Below are 19,842 nucleotides of genomic sequence, written 5' to 3' on the forward strand. Positions count from 1 at the left end.
GGACCATGACCATGAAACCATCCAATCCGTCAGGCGCGGCAGCGCCGCCTTTGCTCGAACTCGACAATCTGTGCACCTCGTTCAACACACTGTCGGGCACGGTGCGCTCGGTCGACGGCATTTCTTACAGCGTCAACGCCGGTGAAACACTGGGCGTGGTCGGCGAATCGGGCTGCGGCAAAAGTGTGACGGCCTTGTCCATCATGCGTTTGGTGCCCACGCCGCCGGGCCGGCATACGGGCGCGGTACGTTATCGCGGCAAGAACTTGCTGGCGCTGAGCGAGCGCGACATGCGTGGCATACGGGGCAACCGCATCTCGATGATTTTCCAGGAGCCCATGACCTCGCTCAACCCGGTGCTGACCGTGGGCCGGCAGATCGCCGAGACCGTGCAACTGCACCAGAAGGCGAGCCGCCAGGAAGCCATGCAGCGGGCCGTGGAAATGCTGCGTCTGGTGCAGATTCCCGAGCCGGAGCGGCGTGTGGCCGAATACCCGCACCAGCTCTCGGGCGGCATGCGCCAGCGTGTGATGATCGCGATGGCCCTGGCCTGCAACCCCGAGGTGCTGATCGCCGATGAACCCACAACGGCGCTGGATGTCACCATTCAGGCGCAAATCATCGACCTCATCAAGCGCCTGCAGAAAGAACTCGGCATGGCCGTGATCATGATCACGCACGATCTGGGGGTGGTGGCCGAGAGTTGTGACCGCGTGGTGGTGATGTACGCCGGCCGCAAGGTTGAAGAGGCCAGCGTGCTGGACCTGTTCGACCGGCCGTTGCATCCCTACACCCGTTTGTTGATGGCCTCCATGCCCTCGATGAACACCCAGGGCACGCGCCTGGCCGAAATTCCTGGCATGGTGCCGGCGCCGCATGAGTTGGGTCGCGGCTGCGCTTTTGCCGCGCGCTGCAGTTATGCGCAGCCGCGTTGCCGCGCGGAAACACCAGGCTTGACCGACCAGGGCGAGCGCCACGTGGTGGCTTGTTTTGCGGTGGAAGAAAACCGGATGATCACCGAGGAGTTGAGCGCATGACCGCGAGCACCGCCCAACCGACGCCAGCGACCCCGCTGCTCAAGGTTGAAAATCTCAAGAAAAACTACCTGGGCGCCAAGCGCTGGCTGGGGCCCTCCCCGAAGCCCATCCAGGCCGTGGCTGGCGTGTCCTTCAGCCTGGCCAAGGGTGAAACCTTGTCGCTGGTCGGGGAGTCGGGTTGCGGCAAGACCACCACCGCCAAGTCGGTGCTACGCCTGGTCGAACCCACCTCGGGCTCGGTGCAGCTCGACGGCGAGGAGTTGACCAGCCTGTCAAAAGAAGCCATGCGCCAGCGCAGGCGCGACATGCAGATCATTTTTCAAGACCCTTACGCCTCGCTCAATCCGCGCCTGACGGCCGGCGAGATTGTGGCCGAGCCGCTGCGCAACTTCGGCTTGGCCACGGGCCAGGAGCGCCAGGAACGGGTGCAATGGCTGTTCTCCAAGGTGGGCCTGCGGCCCGAGTCGGCAAAGAAATTCCCGCATGAGTTTTCGGGCGGCCAGCGCCAGCGGCTGGGCATTGCGCGCGCCCTGGCGCTCAACCCGAAGCTGATCGTCTGCGACGAACCGGTCTCCGCGCTGGACGTGTCGGTGCAGGCCCAGGTCGTGAACCTGTTGATGGATTTGCAGCAGGAATTCGGCATGGCCTACCTGTTTGTGGCACACGATCTGGCGGTGGTCCGCCACATCAGCCACCGTGTCGCTGTGATGTACCTGGGGCACATCGTCGAGGTGGCCGACCGTGACACGCTGTTTACGGCGCCGCGCCACCCCTACACCGAGATTTTGCTGTCGGCCGTGCCCGTGCCCAATCCGCGCACACCGGCCAGGCGCATTCTGCTGCACGGGGATCCGCCCAGCCCGGCCAATCCGCCTTCCGGCTGCACCTTCCACACACGTTGTCCGCAGGCCCAGCCGGTCTGCAAGGAAAAAGCCCCCGAACTCAGCCCCCGGCCGTCCGCCTCGGCTGGTGGCCAGTGGGTGGCCTGCCATTTCAGGTGAGCAGGCCAACAGCCCATCATTTCCAGAACATCCCGACAGGAGCCGCCGTGACAGACACTTCTTTTTATGACCTGATCATTCGCGGCGGTACCGTGATTGATGGCACCAAGGCCCCGCGTTTCGAGGCCGACATCGGCATTCTGGCCGGCCGCGTGGCCGCCATCGGCGATCTTGGCGAGGCCAGTGCCACGCAAACCATAGATGCCGCCGGTCGCATCGTGGCTCCCGGCTTCATCGATTCGCACACGCATGACGACCAGGCCGCGCTGTCGCAGCCCGACATGGTGTTCAAGATTTCCCAGGGTGTGACCACCGTGATCGCGGGCAACTGCGGCATCAGCGCCGCACCGCTGCGGCCCGACATGGACCTGCCCATGCCGCTGAGCCTGCTGGCCGTGCCGGGTGAGGGCCGCTTTACGACCTTTGCCGCCTACCTTGATGCGCTGCGTGTCACACCGTCCTCGGTGAACGTGGCGGCCATGGTCGGACACTCGACCTTGCGTGCCGTCACCATGTCCGCGCTGGACCGCGAGGCGACGGCCGAGGAAATCGCGGCCATGCAGGCCCTGGTCGAAGAGGCCATGCAGGCCGGTGCTATTGGTATGTCGACCGGCACGTTTTACCCGCCCGCGGTGAAAGCCACGACCGAAGAACTCATCGCGGTGGGGCGGCCGCTGACGGCGCGCAAGGCACTGTATGTGACCCACATGCGCGACGAGGCGGACCAGGTCATGGACGCGCTGGAAGAGAGTTTTCACATCGGCCGCGAACTGGACATTCCTGTCGTCATTTCGCACCACAAGGTGCAGAACAGCCACAACTTCGGCAAGACGGCCGTCACCCTGCCGTTTATCCAGGAGACCATGAAACACCAGTGTGTGTCGCTGGATTGTTACCCCTACACCGCCAGCTCCACCATGATCCGCGCTGGCCGCAGCGCCACGGCCACCCGCGTGCTGATCGCGTCCAGCGAGCCGCACCCCGAATGTGCCGGTCGCGACCTCAAGGACATCGCGGCCGAGTGGGGCGTGGACGGCGAAGAAGCGACACGCCGGCTGCAGCCAGGCAGCGCCATTTATTTCATGATGGACGAGAACGACGTGCAGCGCATTCTGGCCTTTGACGAAACCATGATCGGCTCCGACGGCCTGGCCCTGGGTGACAAGCCGCATCCGCGCCTGTGGGGCACTTTCCCGCGTGTGCTGGGTCATTACAGCCGGGACATTGGCCTCTTTCCCCTGGAAACCGCCGTCTGGAAAATGACGGGCCTGACAGCGCGCAACTTCGGTTTGCACCAGCGCGGGACCCTGCAGCTGGGCCAACATGCCGATGTGGTGATTTTTGACGCCGCCACCATCCGCGACATGGCCACCTACGACACCCCGACCCGGCCGGCCGAAGGGATTGAGGCCGTGATTGTCAATGGCGTGTTGACCTGGAGCGAGGGGACACACAGCGGCGCACGCAGCGGCCAGGTAATCACCCGCACGCCGATCGACGGCGTCTGAGGCTTTCAGCGCCTGGCTGTTTACAGGCGGCGCCCAAGGTGCCGTGTGTGAACAGCAGGGTGGCCAGCGCGCAGCCGGCGATACCGGCCACCATGGGCCGCGCCGTGCCGTCGACAAACAGGCCGACCAGCGCAAGCACAGCGGTGGTGGGCAGCACCAGGCCACACCGCCGCCGCCGTGACAGCCCAGAACACGCTGCGCCAGGATAGGCGACACGCTGAACACCAGCATCAGCAGCGACATCAACCGCGCCACGTCGTGGCCGGTGTGCAGGTGACGTACGACGGCGCGCGGCACCACCCTGCCGGCGCAGGCGTCCAGGCCCCGGATAAAACGCAGCACCGCCAGGGTCTGGATGTCGGGCGCCAGCGCGCAGCCTATGCTGCCCGCGGCGAAAAGTAACAGGCCGAAATACAGCGGCGGCTTGCGGCCCACCATGTCGGAGACCGGGCGTAAATGATCAAGCCTATGCCCCGCGAGATAAAAACGCCGTCAGGCTGGCCTGTACGGCGCCCACGGACGCGTCCAGGCTCTGGCCTATGGTCGGCAGCGCCGGCAAATACATGTCGATGGCGAAGGGCCCACTGGCCGATAGCAAACCGGGCACGAGGGCGGTTCGCAGGAAATGTGTGTGTACGAAATAGAAAAGGCCCTTCCACGTTGTGTGGAAGGGCCTATATCTGGTGCCCGGGGCCGGAATCGAACCGGCACGCCTTGCGGCGGGGGATTTTGAGTCCCCTGCGTCTACCAATTTCACCACCCGGGCTGAATAAGTGGAGACCCAAATTATGGCACAGTGCTGGGTATGACTTATCCAACTCTTGAAGACGCCATCGGTAAAACGCCTTTGGTGGCCTTGCAACGCATCCAGGCGACTGCCAACTCCCAGCGCAACAACGTGGTTTTGGGCAAACTGGAAGGCAACAATCCGGCCGGTTCGGTGAAAGACAGGCCCGCCCTGTCGATGATCAAACGCGCGGAAGAGCGCGGCGACATCCGGCCCGGCGACACCCTGATCGAAGCCACCTCAGGCAACACCGGCATCGCGCTGGCCATGGCTGCGGCCATCAAGGGTTACCGCATGGTGCTGATCATGCCGGAAGACCTGTCGATCGAACGCGCGCAAACCATGAAGGCTTTTGGCGCAGAGCTGATTCTGACACCCAAAAGCGGCGGCATGGAACATGCGCGCGACCTGGCCGAACAGATGGCTCAAGACGGCAAGGGCCGGGTGCTGGACCAGTTTGCCAACGAAGACAATCCGCGTATTCATTACGAAACCACGGGGCCGGAAATCTGGGCCGACACTGGCGGCAAGGTCACTCACTTTGTCAGCGCCATGGGCACCACCGGCACCATCACCGGCGTGTCGCGGTTTTTGAAAGAAAAAAACCCGGCGATTCGTATCATCGGTGCGCAGCCCAGCGAAGGTTCACGTATTCCCGGCATCCGCAAATGGCCCGAGGCCTACATGCCGAAAATTTATGATCCTCGCCATATCGATGAAACCGTGCTGGTCAGCCAACTCGATGCCGAAGACATGTGCCGGCGCCTGGCGCGCGAAGAGGGCATTTTTGCCGGCATCTCGGCGGCCGGTGCTTGCTGGGTGGCGCAGGAGATCGCCAAAACCGTCGAAAACGCGGTGATTGTGTTTGTCGTCTGCGACCGCGGTGACCGTTATCTGTCCACCGGCGTTTTCCCGGCCTGAGCGGATTTCTTAAGGAAAAAGTGGCTGTAGCCCTGATTCACAGGGCGGAAGCAGCTATTAATAATGTAGCGAGCAAGGTGCCCCGTCATGAGCCACGAATTCAAGTTTTGTCCCAGCTGCGCGACCCCGCTCGCGCTGGTCACCCAGATGGAAGACGGTGGCGAAAAAGCGCGCCTGCGTTGCCCGGCCTGCGACTACACCCACTGGAACAACCCGACGCCGGTGCTGGCGGCGGTGATTGAACACCAGGGCAAAATTTTGCTGGCGCGCAACGCGGCCTGGACCAGCAAGATGTACGCGCTGATCACCGGTTTCATGGAGGCCGGCGAGACGCCGGAAGGCGGCATCACGCGCGAGGTCAAGGAGGAAACCAACCTAGATGTGAGCGACCTGAAGCTGATCGGTGTCTATGACTTCCAGCGCATGAACCAGATCATCATTGCCTACAGCGCGGTCGGCCATGGTGAGGTCAAACTCTCGCCCGAACTGGTGGACTACAAGCTGTATGCCCACGAAGACGTCAAGTGCTGGCCGGCCGGCACCGGTTATGCAATGGCCGATTTCCTGAGCTCCAAGGGTTACACACCGGAATTTGTCGAGTGGGCGAAGCGGGCTTGAGGGCTTAAGCTTTTCCGGCCTTTAGCCCTTGTACGTCGGGCGCTATAAGCTATAAAAATAATAGCATCTAGCGCGGCAGGGCCAGCACCTCGGGCTGCACAATGCTGCGCAGCAAGGTGTGCATGATCTGGTTCACGATGTCTTCGGCGGCGTATTCCCCGTCCGGCTGGTACCAGCGGCCAATCCAGCTCAAGGCGCCGGCAATCGTGAAAGCGGTTATTTTCGGATCGCAGGCCACCAGCGAACCCTCGGCCATGCCGGCGGTGATCAGACGGCGAAACTCCAGATCTATCGCCGACTTCAGCCGGCGCAATTCCTTGCGGCTGTCCGGCGGCAAGGGGTCTTCGCCGATACGGATCAAACACATGCCGAAGTCCATGGTGACGATGCGGCCGTAAATCCGCATACAGGCCATCAGTTGTTCGACGGCGGTGCCGCCCTGGCGGCGGGTCTCCTCGATGCCGGCCTGCATCATCTGCAGACCGGTGTGTACACACTGGAACAGGATTTCGTCCTTGTTTTTCACGTAGTAATACAGCGTGGGTTTGCTCACGTGCAGGCGCGCCGCGATGTCGTCCAGCGAGGTGGCGTGAAAGCCGCGTTCATTGAACAGCTGCGCGGCTGCTTGCAAGACCGCGTCGCGTTTGGCCTGGCGCTGCAGCTCGCGCGCAGGTGCGGGTGCCCACGGCGAGGCGGAAGGAGCAGGGTGCGCGGGGCGGGGAATTTTTGAAACCATGCTGGGGAAAACGCTTGCGGGTAAGTCCGGATGTTGGATTGGGCTGGCAGATCACAAACTCTACTCGTGAGTAAGCAGTTTACGTAAGGGTAGTGGTCCTTTGCCCCGCACAAACCCTCATTTCCCAAACATCGATGGACATCACTTCCCGCAGCGGCTCGGCCGCACCGCCCCTGTTGCAGATCGACGGCGTTTCGCTGGCCTTTGGCGGGGTGAAGGCGCTCACCGGCGTCGGTTTTGAGGTGCAGGCCGGTTCCATCACCGCCGTCATCGGCCCCAACGGCGCCGGCAAAACTTCGCTGTTCAACACCATCTCGGGCTTTTACCGGCCCACGGCCGGCCACATCTGTTTCAAGGGCCAGGACATCACCCGTGTGCCGGCGCCGCAACGCGCCAAGTTGGGCCTGGGCCGCAGCTTTCAGAACATCGCGCTGTTTCGCGGCATGACGGTGCTGGACAACATCAAGCTGGGCCGCCACGCGCACCTGAAAACCAATGTGCTGGACGCGCTGTTTTACATGGGCCGCGCGCGCCGCGAAGAGGCCGAGCTGCGCGCCGATATCGAGGAGCGCATCATCGATTTTCTGGAGATAGACCACATCCGCCACGCGCCGGTGTCGGCCTTGCCTTACGGCTTGCAAAAACGCGTGGAGATGGCGCGTGCGCTGGCCATGCAGCCCGAGATTTTGATGCTCGACGAACCCGTGGCCGGCATGAACCGCGAAGAAACCGAAGACATGGCGCGTTTTATCCTCGACGTACGCGCCGAGTGGGGCGTGACGGTGCTGATGGTGGAGCACGACATGGGCATGGTCATGGACCTGTCCGACCATGTGGTGGTGCTCAACTTCGGCCAGGTGATTGCCCAGGGCGCGCCCGCCGCCGTGCAGGCCGATCCCGAAGTCATTCGCGCCTACCTGGGCTCGGGTGATGTAGGCGATCTGCGCCAGAAATTCCAGGCCCTGGCGGGAGTAGCCTGATGGATTGGGCTTACCTGTTTGAAATCTGCCTCACCGGTTTGTCGGGTGGCGGGCTGTATGCACTGGCCGCGCTGGCCTTTGTGATGGTGTACAAGGCCACACGCGTGGTCAACATCGCCATCGGCGAGCTGCTGATGGTGGGTGCGTATTTGTTCTTTACCTTTGCCGCGACCTTTGCGTTACCGCTGTGGCTGGCGATTCCGGCCGCCGTGCTGGGCTCCGGCCTGCTGGGCGCGGTGATCGAACGCACCATGATCCGGCCCTTGCTGGGCGAGCCGCCAATTTCCGTTTTTATGGTCACCGTGGGCCTGGGTTCGGTGCTGGTGGGGCTGGTGGAACTGATCTGGACCGCCGACCAGCGTCGCCTGCCCGACTTCATGCCCAGCACACCCATCATGGTGGGCGAGGCTTTTCTGGCGCCCAAGGTGTTCTGGGGCGCCATGATTGCGCTGGTGTTTATAACCGCCGTGTTGCTGGTGTTTCGTTTCTGGCGCGGCGGTGTGGCGCTGCGCGCCACGGCCTCCGATCAGGCGGCGGCTTATTCGATGGGCATCAACGTGCCACGTGTGTTTTCGCTGGCCTGGGTGGCATCCGCCATGATTGCCGCCGTCTCCGGCATCATTGTGGGTTCGATAGGCGGCATCTCTTCATCGATGGGGGTGTTCGGTCTGTCGGTGCTGGTGGTGGTCATCGTCGGCGGACTCGACAGCGTGCTGGGCGCGCTGGTGGGCGGCCTGTTCATTGGCCTGGTGGAAGCGCTGGCGGGCAGCTACCTGGGCGGTGAGTACAAACTGCTGGCGACGTTTATTGTGCTGGTTGTGGTGTTGATGATCCGACCTTACGGCTTGTTCGGCACCCACGAGATCGAAAGGTTGTAATGCGCATCGGCACGCTCAAGGAAAGTTACATCGCCGACGCGGCGCTGTTCGACTCGCGCACGCAAAAAGTCTGGCTGTTCGTGGCTGCGGCTTTGCTGCTGCTCTTCCCCTTCATGGCCAGCGACTACTGGCTCTACCTGGCTTGCCTGGTCAGCATCAACGTGGCAAGTGCCACCGGGCTCAACATTCTCACCGGCTACACCGGCCTGGTGAGCCTGGGCCAGGCGGCCTTCATGGGCCTGGGCGCCTACACCGTGGCGGTGCTCGAGCTCCGTTTTGGCACGCCGTTTCTGCTCAACATTCTGGCCGGTGGTTTTGTCGCGATGCTGGGCGGCCTGGTGGTGGGTATTCCGTCGTTACGCGTCAAAGGCCTGTACCTGGCGATCGCCACCATTGCGGCGTCTTTCATCGCCCACTTTTTGTTCGCGAACATGGCGCTCACCGGTGGCACCGCCGGCCTCACCGTGCCACCCGCCAAAATTTTTGGTGCGGCGCTGGACACCTCGTTCCGGCTCTACTGGGTGATCGTGCCGGTCACGCTGCTGATGTTGCTGGGTGCGGCGAATCTGTTCCGCACACGTGTGGGCCGCGCCTTCATTGCCATCCGCGACCGCGACATCTCGGCCGAGGTGCTGGGCATTCCGCTGCTGCGTTACAAGCTGCTGTCTTTTGGCCTGTCCTCGTTTTACGCCGGTGTGGCGGGCGGCTTGTGGGCCTATTTTTTTCGCGTGGTCACACCCGAGAGTTTTCCGCTGCTGATGTCCATCTTTTTTCTGGCCGCCATCATCGTTGGCGGCATGGGCACCATCCTGGGCGCCATCCTGGGCGCGGTGTTCATGACCATGGTGCCCGAGCTGCTCAAGCTGGTGGTCGACCTGTTGCCAGGCGGCACCGAACTCACGGTTTTCCTGTCGCCCGTGCGCACCATTATTTTTGGTTTGTTAATCATTGGATTTCTGGTGTTCGAGCCGCAGGGGCTCGCAGAAGTGTGTCGGCGCATACGCCGATTTTTTCACCTGTGGCCATTCCGTAATTGATGCCCTGCCGGCCACCGGGGTAACGACAACAATGAAGGAGACAAACATGCAAAAATCACTGACTTCGCAACGCCGCCGCTCACTGCTGCTGGCCGCCGGTGCCACCCTGGCCGCTCCCCTGGTCGCGCATGCCCAGACCGGCGGTGAAGACATCGTCATTGGCGGCTCGATTCCCATGACCGGTGTGTTTGCCTTCGCCGGTGTGGGTATCAACCTGGGCATTGGCGACTACGTGAAGATGGTCAACGATGGCGGTGGCATCAAGGGCCGCAAGCTGCGTTATGTGCCCGAAGACACCGGCTACAAGGTCGATGTGTCGGTGGCCGCGTACAAAAAAATCACCAGCCAGAACAAGGTCAACCTCTATTACGGCGACTCCACCGCCTTCTCCAAAACCATCAACCCCGAGCTGGAGCGCACCGGCACCACGCTGATGACAGGCGCTTCCTTCGCCACCGAACTCAACGACCCGAAAAAATACCCGCACCAGTTCCTGGTCGGCCCCGACTACACCGAGATGTTTGGCATTTTGCTCAAACACATCGCCAAGGAAAAGCCGGGCGCCAAGGTCGCCTTTGTGTATTCCGACTCCGAGTTCGGCCGCGACCCGATCGACAGCAGCGAAGCGCTGGCCAAGAAGCTGGGCCTGACGGTGCCAGTGAAAATCATGACACCCGCTGGCAGCGTGGACGTGTCCACCGAAGTCATCAAGCTGCGCCGCGCCGCGCCCGACTACACCATCTTCCACGGCTACATCCTGGCGCCCATTCCCGAGTTCATCACCCAGGGCAAACAAATGGGCATGACCAGCAAATGGATGGGTACTTTCTGGACCATGGACAGCTCCACCGTCATGAAAATGGGCGAGGCCGGTGACGGCTTCATGGGTGTGATGCCTTATCGTTATTACTACGACACCTCGGCCAAGTCGCCCATGCTGGACAAGATCCGCGCGCTGCGCCCCGAGTACCAGAGCACGGCCTACATCCAGGGTTTCCTGGCCGCCATGTTGTTCACCGAGTCGGCCAAACGTTGCCTGGACGCGGGCAAACCACTCACAGGCAGCAACCTCAAGGCCGCGCTCAACAGCATCAAGGACTTCGACACCGGTGGCCTGATCGGCGTGCCCATCACCATCAAGGGCAACTCGATTCCCGTGGGCCGCGTCTACAAGGCCGACATGAAGGCGCAGAAGATGGTGGCCGCCTCCGACTGGATCGCGCTCTGAGATGAAGCACCCCCTGCGTCGCTTCGCGCCTTCCCCCTCTCCTGCGGGAGGGGGACGCACCCAGTGGCCCGGCAAAGCCGGTTCCACGGATGCCCTGGCAGGGCAGTGCGCCCGTTGCCTACATGGCGGGTTGTTTGATGCGCGCTGAACTCCTTGATTTGCCAACGACCATGACAGACAAAGGCACGGACCACGTCCTCGAAGTCAACAACATCGAGGTCATCTACAACAAGGTGGTGCAGGCCTTGCGCGGCCTGTCGCTGGCCGTGCCGCGCGGCCAGATCGTGGCCTTGCTGGGCAGCAATGGCGCCGGCAAGTCCACCACCCTGAAAGCGATCTCCGGCCTGCTGGCGCTGGAGGATGGTGAACTGGAGAGTGGCAGTGTCTTGTTCAACGGGCAGTCCACGGCGCGCCTGCAACCCCAGCAACTGGTGCGCCAGGGCCTGTCGCATGTGATGGAAGGGCGGCGCGTGTTCGAAGACCTCACGGTCGAAGAAAACCTGGTGGCCGCCACCTATGCGCTCACCGGCCGGCCGGAGGCCAAACCCGACTTCGACCTGGTCTACAGCTACTTCCCGCGCCTGCACGAGCGGCGCAAAGGCCTGGCCGGCTACCTGTCGGGTGGCGAGCAGCAGATGCTGGCCATAGGCCGGGCGCTGATCGCCCAGCCGCAACTGATCCTGCTCGACGAACCCTCACTGGGTCTGAGTCCCAAGCTGGTCGAGGACATCTTCGGCATCATCGCGCGTATCAATGCCGAGCGCGGTGTGTCCATGTTGCTGGTCGAACAAAACGCCACCGTGGCGCTGGCCGTGGCGCACAGCGGCTACATCATGGAAAACGGAAAAATCGTCATCGACGGCACGGCCGAACGCCTGGCGAGTGACCCCGATGTGCGCGAGTTTTACCTCGGCATGGGGGGAGGCGGTGAGACCCGCAGCTTCAAAAATATCAAACACTACAAGCGCAGAAAAAGGTGGCTCTCATGAAGCTCCCTGAACTGACCCTGCCGCAAATGCTGCGCGAGCGCGCTCGAACCATGCCCGAGCGCATCGCCATCCGGCAAAAAGACTTTGGCATCTGGAAGCCTTTCACCTGGTCCTCCTATTACCGGCGCGCCAGCCACTTCGGCCTGGGCCTGCGTGGCCTGGGCCTGTCCGAGGGCGGCCATGTGGGTGTGTTGTCCGAGAACCGCATTGAATGGGTGCTGGCGCAAATGGGCGCGGGCCTGATAGGTGCGGTGGCGGTGGGCGTCTACCCCACCAGCCCGTCGCCCGAGGTGGCTTATGTGGTCGCCCACGCCGACATTGAAATCATGGTCTGCGAAGACCAGGAGCAGACCGACAAGGTGCTCGAAGCTCGTGACCAGTTGCCGCGCCTGCGCAAGATTGTGGTCATGGAAACCAAGGGCTTGCGCAGCTTTGCACCCGAGCTGCGTGGCCTGATCGTGAGCTTTGACGAGGTCGAAAAAGCCGGCGCTGCGGTCGGCCAAACTACGCAAATCGACGCCGCCATGGCGCGCCAGAAGCTGGACGACATCGGCCTGATGATTTACACCTCGGGCTCCACGGGCAAACCCAAGGGGGCGATGATTTCCTACCGCAATATCCGCGGCGTGGTGCCCGGCATCATCGAGCGCCTGGGCATCACGGACCGGACCACGCACCTGTCCTACCTGCCGCTGTGCCATGTGGCCGAACAGATGTTGACCAGCTTTGTGCCCGTGTACACCGGTGCGCAGGTTCATTTTGGTGAATCCATACGCACGGTGCAGGAAGATCTGCGGGAGATTGCCCCGACCTTGTTCCTGGGCGTGCCGCGTATCTGGGAAAAATTACACGCCAGCATCAGCATCAAGCTGCAGGAAACCGGCGGCCTGCGCCGCAAACTGTTCGACAGGGCTTATGCCGCCTGCCAGCCTCTGGCCGAGAAGCCGCGCAGCGCCTGGAGTCTGGCCGACAGGTTGACCTTCGGTGCCAGCTACTGGGCGATATTTCGCGCGCTGCAAAACTTCATAGGCCTGCGCAAGGTGCAAATTGCCCTGACCGGTGCCGCGCCGATTCCGCCCGACGTGGTGCGCTTTTTTCGCGTGCTGGGTGTACCGCTGATCGAGGTTTACGGCCTGACCGAATCCACCGGCATGGTCCTGGGCCACGACCCGCGTGATGTGCTGATCGGTACCGTGGGCATACCTATCTTGGGCGTGGAGCACCGGCTTGCCGAGACCGGCGAGTTGCTGTTGCGCGGCGACATGGTGTTTGCCGGTTATTACAAAAATCCCGAGGCCACGGCCGACAGCATTCGCAAGGGCTGGCTGCACACCGGCGACGTGGTGCGCGAGGAGCGCGGCCAGCTCAAGATTGTGGACCGCCTGAAAGACATCATGATCACCGCCGGCGGCAAAAACCTCACGCCGTCCGAAATCGAAAACACCATGAAGGGCAGCCCTTACATCAAGGAGTGTGTGATCGTGGCCGAAGGCCGCAAGTTTGTAGCCGCGCTGGTGATGATCGATTACGAGACCGTGGGGAAATGGGCCGAGGCGCAGCGTATCGCCTTCACCCACTTTCGCTCGCTGGTTGAGTTGCCGCAAGTGCGGCAGCTGATTGACACCGCGATTGGCGAGGGCAACCAGCGCCTGGCCCAGGTGTCGCAAATCCGCAAGTTCCATTTGCTGACCAAGGAACTGGACCACGACGATGGCGAAGTGACCGCCACCATGAAGGTACGGCGCTCCAGCATCTACAAAACCTACGCGGCCGAGATCGAGGCGCTGTACCACTAGGGTTCTCGGTCAGGCGTGTTTGCGGCTACTTTTTACAATCGTTTTAAGCCTCTAGCCCTTATTCGGTGGGCGCAAGCAGCTATCAATAGAGTAGCGATGCATGCCACGCGGTCATCCGCTGCCCGCATTCCGCTAGAATTTGAACTGCTCCGGGGTGCAGCCTTGCTGGTGACAGCAAGGGTGGCTGAGATGGTCAGAACCAAACCCGCGAACTTGAATCGGTTCATACCGACGTAAGGAGAGCTGCCAGACACCCCCAGTGGGCGTGGCACATCTTTCGGAGCACTTGTTTTTCAACAGGCAACCGAAAGTGTGACGAATGGCTTCTTCTCCTTTGATCGCTGAGCTGCAGGCCTACATCGCCGCCGACCACCCGTCCGAGGACGTATTTGACCGGCAGGCCCTCGCGCTGTTCGCCCACCAATACCAGAACAACCTGCCTTTCCAGCGTTTTTGCCAGCAACGCGGCAAAACCGTGCGCACCGTGAAAAGCTGGCGCGACATTCCGGCGGTGCCCATCAGCGCGTTCAAGGCGCTGACCCTGAGCTGTGTGCCGCCGGAGCAGGCCGAGCGCACCTTCATGACCAGCGGCACCACGCAGGCCGAGGTCAAGGGCAAACACCACCACCCGACACTGGCGGTGTATGACGCGTCGATGATCCGCAACTTCCGCCAGCGCTTCATGGGGAGGTGCGAGAAACTTCGCATGGGCATTCTGTTTCCGGACGAAAGCCTGTTGCCGAATTCATCGCTGGCCCACTACCTGGCGCTGGCGCTGCGGGAGTTTGGCGCGGACGGCAGCCACTACCTGCTGACGCAGCAGGGGCTGGACTTTACGCGCGTGATCACCGAGCTGGAACACGCGCAGCAGAGCGGCGAGCCTTATGCGCTGCTGGGGGCGAGTTACAGCTTTGTGCACCTGCTGGATGAGTTGCAACGCCTGGGCAAAACCTTTGTGTTGCCGCCGGGCAGTCGCGTGCTGGACACCGGCGGCTTCAAGGGCCAGTCGCGCGAGTTGTCCCTGGCGGATTTTTATGCGCAGATCTCTGGCGTGCTGGGCATCGATGCCAGCCAGTGCATCAATATGTACGGCATGACCGAGTTGAGCACGCAGTTTTACGATGCGGGCAACGCCATGTTGCCGTCCGTCAAATCGGGGCCACACTGGATTCGCACCCGCGTGGTTGAACCCTTGAGCGGCGAGGAGTTGCCCCGCGGCGAGCAGGGCATTCTGGCGCACTGCGACCTGGCCAATTTCAACTCCGTCACCACCATCCTGACCGAGGACGTGGGTGTGGCGGTGGACGGCGGCTTTTTGCTGCTGGGGCGTGCCGAGGGCAGCGCGGCCAAGGGCTGCTCGCTGGCGGTGCAGGAATTTTTGCAGGCGGCCGCGGCATGACCTTGCTGCGCGAAACCGCCGGTTATCTGCCTGGCCTCACGGCCGCGGACGTGGCATGGCAGACGCTGACCTTCGAGGGCCAACACGACACGCTGGAGGTCGCGGTTCCCGTGCTGACGGAAGACCAGACGGTGGCCCTGATGGCGCGGGTACGCAGCGCCAGCCGTGCGTATTTGAAGTCGCTGACGGTGGCGCAAATCGTGGACATCATCGACCGCGCCATCGCGCGTTGGCTGGACCCGCAAGACCCCTGGCGGCAAAAGGCCAACACCCTGCTGCCGCTGGTCACAGGTTACGACGCCGACATGGTGCGCCTCGGCCTCACGGCTTATCTCAAAACATTCCGCAAGCCGCAGCTCCAGCGTTTTCTGGCCGAAGATTTCGGCAACCCGCAAGTGCTGGACGACTTTGTACCGCGTACCAAAGGAGGTTTTTCCAAGGCCTTTGGTGCCGACCTGGCGGTGCACATCTGGGCCGGCAATGTGCCCGGCCTGTGCCTCTGGAGTTTGATCTCCGGCCTGCTGGTCAAGTCGGGCACCGTGGGCAAGGTGGCCAGTGCCGAGCCGCTGCTGGCCGGCTGGATGGCTCAGTTGCTGGTCGAAGTGGATCCGCGGCTGGCCGACTGCCTGGCGGTGGTCTGGTGGAAAGGCGGGGACGAGGCGCGCGAGAAATTATTCTTCAAACACGCCGATCTGGTGCTGGCTTACGGCGACAACACCGCGCTGGAACAGGTACGGCGTCAGGTGCCCATCACCACGCGGTTTTTGCCCTTCGGCCACAAGCTCAGTTTCGGCATCGTCGCCAGGCAGGCGCTGGACGCGCGCAAGGCGATCAGAACCGTCCAGCAGGCCGCTTACGACGTGATGCGTTACGACCAGCAAGGCTGTTATTCGCCCCATGTGTTTTACGTGGAGCGCGGCGGGAAAATCAGCCCCGAGGAATTTTCGCGTTACCTCGCGCATGAACTCTCGGCCCTGGAGAAGAAATACCCACGGCGCACCCTGAGTCTGTCCGAAGCGGCGGACCTGGCCGGCTGGCGCCAGGCGGAAGAATTCCAGAGCTTGTCGCCAGACGGCCCGGATGTGGCGGGTGAGGGCGACTGGACCGTTGTCTACAACAACAGCCTGTTGCCGCTGTCCCCCAGCGCGCTGAACCGCAGCATACGCGTGGTGGCGGTCGATCACTGGGCGGATGTGATCCCGCTGATCGCACCGCACCGGGCCTTGCTGCAAACCGTGGGTGTGGCCGCCGCGCCGCGCGAACTGTTTGAAATCGCCGAACAACTGGGCCGCGCCGGCGTGACACGGATTTGCGCCTTGGGCCAGATGACCTCGCCCGAGGCTGGCTGGCACCACGACGGGCGATGCAGCCTGCTGGATCTGGTGCAGATGGTGGATATCGAAGCCTCGGCAGAAACCGCTGCGGAAGGCTTCGCGCCTTATGTCGATTGAACCGGCCATGACTTTTCTCGACATGCGTACCGTGAGTTACAGCTATCCGGGCTACCCGAACGTGGTGGACCAGGTGGACTGGCAGATCGCGCGTGGCGAGGTGCACAGCCTGGTCGGTCGCAGCGGCTGCGGCAAGACCACGCTGCTCAAGCTGGCGGCCGGCCTGTTGCGACCGGATGGCGGACAGATCAGCGTGGACGGGCAAGGGCTGTTCAAGCCGGGTAGCCAGCTTGGTTTTGTCTTCCAGTCGCCGACCCTGCTCGAATGGAAAACGGTGATGGACAACGTGTTGCTGCCGGTTTCGCTGCAGCGCAAGCCCGTGCCGGCCGACATCACGCGCGCCCAGGAGTTGCTGGCGCTCATGGGCCTGTCCGGTTTGGGCCGACGTTTTCCGACCGAACTCTCCGGCGGCCAGCAAAGCCGGGTGGCCATCGCCCGTGCGCTGCTGCTGGCACCGTCACTCTTGCTGCTGGATGAACCTTTCGCCGCCCTGGATGCGATCACCCGTGAAGAGTTGCAGGACGATCTCCTGAGAATCTGCCGCCTGGCGCAGACCACGGTGTTTTTTGTGACACATGACATCACCGAGGCGGTGTACCTGGCCGACCGGGTGGCTGTCATGACCGACGGGAAAATCACCGAAGACCTGGCGGTGGATCTGCCCTGGCCGCGCAATCACGAGCTGCGATACGGCGCGGCCTTCAACACCTTGTGCGCCCAGGTGCGCCATGCCATGGATGGGGTGGTGTCATGTTGAGCAAACACCTCAGCCGCCTGGCGAGTGCGGTGCTGTTTGTGGCCTTGCTGCTGGCCTGGGAGTTGCTGGCACGCGGCTCCCGCCTGTCGGCTTTGGTGTTGCCGGCACCGTCGGTGATCTGGGACGCCTTGTGGACCGGCCTGCGCAGCGGATATTTCTGGCCGCATCTGATGCACACCAGCAGCGAGTTGGTGCTGGGTCTGGCCATAGGTACAGCCGCCGGTTTGTTGGGCGGCATCGTGATGGCCGAGTCGGCCTTTTTGCGGCGCCTGTTGTTTCCCTATGTGGTGGTGAGCCAGGTGGTGCCCAAGCTGGCGCTGGCGCCGCTGTTTATTGTGTGGTTTGGTTTTGGCATGACCTCGACGGTGGTGATCACGGCGCTGATCTGTTTTTTTCCCTTGATGGAAAACATGCTCACCGGTCTGCAGCAGGTGGACCCGCGCAAGCTGGAACTGTTTCGCATGTTGGGCGCCAGCCGTTTGCAAACCTTGTTGCGCCTGAAAATTCCCTCGGCGCTGCCGGTCATCATGGCGGGTTTTCGCGTGGCGGTGGTGCTGGCCCTGGTGGGCTCGGTGGTTGGTGAATTCATCGGCGGCAGCAAGGGCCTGGGCGCGCTCATCATTGCTTCGCAGGGAATGATGGACACGCCCTTGATGTTTGCCGTGTTGCTGCTTATCACCGCGCTGGGTTTGTTTATTTATCAATTGGCCATCGGCCTGGAGCGCTTGCTGCTCTGGCCGCATTTAAAAAATCAGACAAGGACACAAGCATGAAATACATCAGCTCTCTTCTGCGCGCCGCGGCCGTCACGGCTTGGCTCGCCTGCGGCCTGGCGCAGGCCGCCGACAAAGTCGTTGTCGCCGGCTGGAGCCAGCCCATCACCGAAATCACCAACCTGCTGGTCGAGGAAGACAAGGGTTTCTTCAAGGCCCGAGGCGTGGAACTGGGTTACGTGCCGGGCGCCGGCGGCGGCGACGCGATCCGCAACATGTTGACCGGTCAGGCCACCGTGGCCTTCACCGACCCGGGTTCCTTTTTTGCGGCGCTGGACAAGGGCGAAAAGCTGCGTGCGATTTATGACATTTACCCGCAAAACGTGTTCAACGTGGTCTCGCTCAAAAGCAGCAACATCAACAAGCCGGCCGACCTCAAAGGCAAGAAGATTGGTGTCTACAGCCTGTCCAGCGGCACGCGGCAAAACCTGCTGGTGCTGCTGCAGCAGGCCGGTCTCACCGAAGCCGACGTCACCATCGTGGTGACGGGTTTGCTGAACTTCGCGCCGCTGATGCAGGGCCAGGTGGACGCCACCGCCGCCACCGACACCGGCTTGCTGGTCGGCCGGCAAAAAGGCCTGGGCGAGGTCAACGTCATGGCCGTGCGTGACCATCTGAATATTTCGAGCGACCTGTTTGTGGTGACCGAGGCGACTTACCAGGCCAAAAAAGACGTGCTCAAACGTTTCCTGGCCGGCTACCGCGACAGCATGGCCTGGATGATCGCCAACCCGGACGAGGCGGCCGCGCTGGCCGTCAAACGTGCGATCGACGGCAAAAATCCGGCGATCAACCGCGAGGTGATCCAGTTGCGCAACCTCGCCAGCGTGTCGGCCACCACGCAGGCGCGCGGCCTCGGTGCCCTGGACATGGCCATGTTCCAGAAAGCCGCGGACAGCTACAAACAACTCGGCATGATCCAGCGCGACATCAAGGCGTCGGACGTGGTCATGCAAGACCTGCTGCCGCCGAAGTAAACCAAGGAAGGGCTACACCATGAAGTTCAAGGGCAAGGTCGTGCTGGTCACCGGCGCCGGCCGCGGCATAGGTGCTGCGATTGCACGGGCGTTTGCCAGCGAAGGCGCGCTGGTGGTGGTCAACTACCTGCAGGATGCGAGCTCGGCCGCGCAGGTGGTCGAGGCGTGCCAACAGCTGGGCGGCGACGCCTGGGCGGTGCAGGCCGATGTGAGCTCGGCGCCCGCCGTCAATGCCATGGTGGCGCAGGTGTTGCTGGAGATGGGCAAGATCGATGTGCTAGTCAACAACGCCTTTGCGGCCTACAGCTTTGATCCCGAGCAGCGCAAGATGTTCTGGGAGCTGGCCTGGGACGATTACCAGCGGCAGATCGACGGGGCGGTGCGTGCGACCTTCAACGTCTGCCAGGCCGTGTTGCCACATTTCAAAAAACGCAGCCAGGGCGCCATCATCAACCTGGCCAGCGATCTGGTGGAGCGCCCCAGCGTGCCTTACCACGACTACACCACCGCCAAGTCCGCGCTGATCGGTTTCAGCCGCAACCTGGCGGCCGAACTCGGGCCGCTGGGCATACGTGTCAACTGCGTGGCCCCCGGCCTGGTTTATCCCACAGCGGCCAGCCGGCAGACCAAGGAAGAGGTCAGGGACATGATCACCGCACAAACCCCGCTGCGCCGCATCGCCACGCCCGAGGATGTGGCCGGGCCGGTCTTGTTCCTGGCCTCTAGCTGGAGCGGCTTCATGACCGGACAGACCTTGTTTGTGGACGGCGGGCTGGTGATGCGCTGAATAGCCGGGTTTATACGCCTTTCAGGCCTCCAGCCCTTATGTGGCGGGCGCAAGCAGCTATTAAATGCATAGCTTTTACGGACCTTCTCTAAACTGACGACAGCGTCATCCCGGACTCGATCCGGGATCCATGCTTCGCAAGAAGTAGCGCCATTGGAGCGCTGCGATGGATTTTTTGGGTG

General features: G+C 62.4%; 19 protein-coding genes, 1 tRNA gene, 1 pseudogene and 1 riboswitch. Of the genes and pseudogenes, 18 read left to right on the forward strand and 3 right to left on the reverse strand.

Going from position 1 to position 19,842, the window contains the following annotated elements; translation table 11 throughout:
• The first annotated feature begins 11 nt into the window (after positions 1-11).
• Genes ACHMXK_RS04120 through ACHMXK_RS04135 form a run of 4 tightly spaced genes read left to right on the forward strand, consistent with a single transcriptional unit; the run spans position 12 to position 3,727 of the window.
• A complete protein-coding gene (locus ACHMXK_RS04120; RefSeq protein ID WP_397437933.1) occupies positions 12-1,037 on the forward strand; it encodes an ABC transporter ATP-binding protein in 1,026 nt (341 codons plus the stop codon).
• Positions 1,034-2,038, forward strand: a complete 1,005-nt coding sequence (locus ACHMXK_RS04125) for an ABC transporter ATP-binding protein (protein WP_397437935.1) — start codon at positions 1,034-1,036, stop codon at positions 2,036-2,038. The genes ACHMXK_RS04120 and ACHMXK_RS04125 overlap by 4 nt, the downstream gene beginning before the upstream one ends.
• A 47-nt stretch (positions 2,039-2,085) precedes the next feature.
• On the forward strand, positions 2,086-3,546 hold the full coding sequence (locus ACHMXK_RS04130) for an amidohydrolase family protein (RefSeq protein WP_397437937.1): 1,461 nt from the start codon (positions 2,086-2,088) through the stop codon (positions 3,544-3,546).
• Between the two features lie 43 nt (positions 3,547-3,589).
• A complete protein-coding gene (locus tag ACHMXK_RS04135; protein ID WP_397437939.1) occupies positions 3,590-3,727 on the forward strand; it encodes a hypothetical protein in 138 nt (45 codons plus the stop codon).
• On the opposite strand, the pseudogene ACHMXK_RS04140 reads toward ACHMXK_RS04135, so the two are convergent.
• Together ACHMXK_RS04140 and ACHMXK_RS04145 are read right to left on the reverse strand one after the other, a co-directional pair.
• Positions 3,703-4,111: pseudogene (locus tag ACHMXK_RS04140) on the reverse strand (MFS transporter); the annotation flags it as partial. The gene ACHMXK_RS04135 and the pseudogene ACHMXK_RS04140 overlap by 25 nt on opposite strands.
• A gap of 116 nt (positions 4,112-4,227) precedes the next feature.
• Positions 4,228-4,312, reverse strand: a tRNA-Leu gene (locus ACHMXK_RS04145).
• A 39-nt stretch (positions 4,313-4,351) separates the two neighbouring features.
• On the opposite strand from ACHMXK_RS04145, the gene cysM reads away from it, so the two are divergent.
• Together cysM and ACHMXK_RS04155 are read left to right on the forward strand one after the other, a co-directional pair.
• Positions 4,352-5,254 (forward strand): cysteine synthase CysM, encoded by a 903-nt coding sequence (cysM, locus tag ACHMXK_RS04150; protein WP_397437941.1) that lies wholly within the window; start codon positions 4,352-4,354, stop codon positions 5,252-5,254.
• A gap of 87 nt (positions 5,255-5,341) precedes the next feature.
• On the forward strand, positions 5,342-5,872 hold the full coding sequence (locus ACHMXK_RS04155; protein ID WP_397437943.1) for an NUDIX hydrolase: 531 nt from the start codon (positions 5,342-5,344) through the stop codon (positions 5,870-5,872).
• 67 nt (positions 5,873-5,939) lie between these two features.
• On the opposite strand, the gene ACHMXK_RS04160 is transcribed toward ACHMXK_RS04155, so the two are convergent.
• The gene (locus ACHMXK_RS04160; protein WP_397437945.1) at positions 5,940-6,608 is read right to left on the reverse strand and encodes a TetR/AcrR family transcriptional regulator; all 669 of its coding nucleotides are present in this window, start codon (positions 6,606-6,608) and stop codon (positions 5,940-5,942) included.
• 134 nt (positions 6,609-6,742) lie between these two features.
• Here ACHMXK_RS04160 and ACHMXK_RS04165 point away from each other — a divergent pair, with 134 nt between their 5' ends.
• The 12 genes from ACHMXK_RS04165 (at position 6,743) to ACHMXK_RS04220 (ending at position 19,660) form a co-directional block, all read left to right on the forward strand.
• Positions 6,743-7,588 (forward strand): ABC transporter ATP-binding protein, encoded by an 846-nt coding sequence (locus tag ACHMXK_RS04165; RefSeq protein ID WP_397437947.1) that lies wholly within the window; start codon positions 6,743-6,745, stop codon positions 7,586-7,588.
• Positions 7,588-8,466 (forward strand): branched-chain amino acid ABC transporter permease, encoded by an 879-nt coding sequence (locus tag ACHMXK_RS04170; protein WP_397437948.1) that lies wholly within the window; start codon positions 7,588-7,590, stop codon positions 8,464-8,466. Before ACHMXK_RS04165 ends, ACHMXK_RS04170 begins: the two co-directional genes overlap by 1 nt.
• On the forward strand, positions 8,466-9,503 hold the full coding sequence (locus ACHMXK_RS04175; protein WP_397437950.1) for a branched-chain amino acid ABC transporter permease: 1,038 nt from the start codon (positions 8,466-8,468) through the stop codon (positions 9,501-9,503). The genes ACHMXK_RS04170 and ACHMXK_RS04175 overlap by 1 nt, the downstream gene beginning before the upstream one ends.
• A 46-nt stretch (positions 9,504-9,549) precedes the next feature.
• Positions 9,550-10,731 (forward strand): ABC transporter substrate-binding protein, encoded by a 1,182-nt coding sequence (locus ACHMXK_RS04180; protein WP_397437951.1) that lies wholly within the window; start codon positions 9,550-9,552, stop codon positions 10,729-10,731.
• A 170-nt stretch (positions 10,732-10,901) separates the two neighbouring features.
• Positions 10,902-11,720: an ABC transporter ATP-binding protein gene (locus ACHMXK_RS04185; protein ID WP_397437953.1), complete on the forward strand. Its 819-nt coding sequence runs from the start codon at positions 10,902-10,904 to the stop codon at positions 11,718-11,720.
• A complete protein-coding gene (locus ACHMXK_RS04190) occupies positions 11,717-13,516 on the forward strand; it encodes an AMP-dependent synthetase/ligase (RefSeq protein ID WP_397437955.1) in 1,800 nt (599 codons plus the stop codon). The genes ACHMXK_RS04185 and ACHMXK_RS04190 overlap by 4 nt, the downstream gene beginning before the upstream one ends.
• A 140-nt stretch (positions 13,517-13,656) precedes the next feature.
• Positions 13,657-13,773, forward strand: a riboswitch (TPP riboswitch).
• Positions 13,774-13,835: 62 nt separating this feature from the next.
• Complete coding sequence (locus tag ACHMXK_RS04195; RefSeq protein WP_397437957.1) at positions 13,836-14,915, forward strand: long-chain fatty acid--CoA ligase; 1,080 nt, start codon at positions 13,836-13,838, stop codon at positions 14,913-14,915.
• Positions 14,912-16,366, forward strand: coding sequence for an acyl-CoA reductase (locus ACHMXK_RS04200; RefSeq protein WP_397437959.1), 1,455 nt, complete (start codon positions 14,912-14,914; stop codon positions 16,364-16,366). Before ACHMXK_RS04195 ends, ACHMXK_RS04200 begins: the two co-directional genes overlap by 4 nt.
• Positions 16,367-16,373: 7 nt before the next feature.
• A complete protein-coding gene (locus ACHMXK_RS04205; protein ID WP_397437961.1) occupies positions 16,374-17,123 on the forward strand; it encodes an ABC transporter ATP-binding protein in 750 nt (249 codons plus the stop codon).
• On the forward strand, positions 17,117-17,896 hold the full coding sequence (locus ACHMXK_RS04210) for an ABC transporter permease (RefSeq protein ID WP_397437962.1): 780 nt from the start codon (positions 17,117-17,119) through the stop codon (positions 17,894-17,896). Before ACHMXK_RS04205 ends, ACHMXK_RS04210 begins: the two co-directional genes overlap by 7 nt.
• Positions 17,893-18,873, forward strand: a complete 981-nt coding sequence (locus ACHMXK_RS04215; protein ID WP_397437964.1) for an ABC transporter substrate-binding protein — start codon at positions 17,893-17,895, stop codon at positions 18,871-18,873. The genes ACHMXK_RS04210 and ACHMXK_RS04215 overlap by 4 nt, the downstream gene beginning before the upstream one ends.
• 19 nt (positions 18,874-18,892) lie before the next feature.
• Complete coding sequence (locus ACHMXK_RS04220) at positions 18,893-19,660, forward strand: 3-oxoacyl-ACP reductase (protein ID WP_397437966.1); 768 nt, start codon at positions 18,893-18,895, stop codon at positions 19,658-19,660.
• Positions 19,661-19,842: the final 182 nt, after the last annotated feature.

It is taken from the genome of Polaromonas sp. UC242_47 (genome assembly GCF_044452385.1).
Taxonomy (GTDB): Bacteria; Pseudomonadota; Gammaproteobacteria; order Burkholderiales; family Burkholderiaceae_C; genus Polaromonas.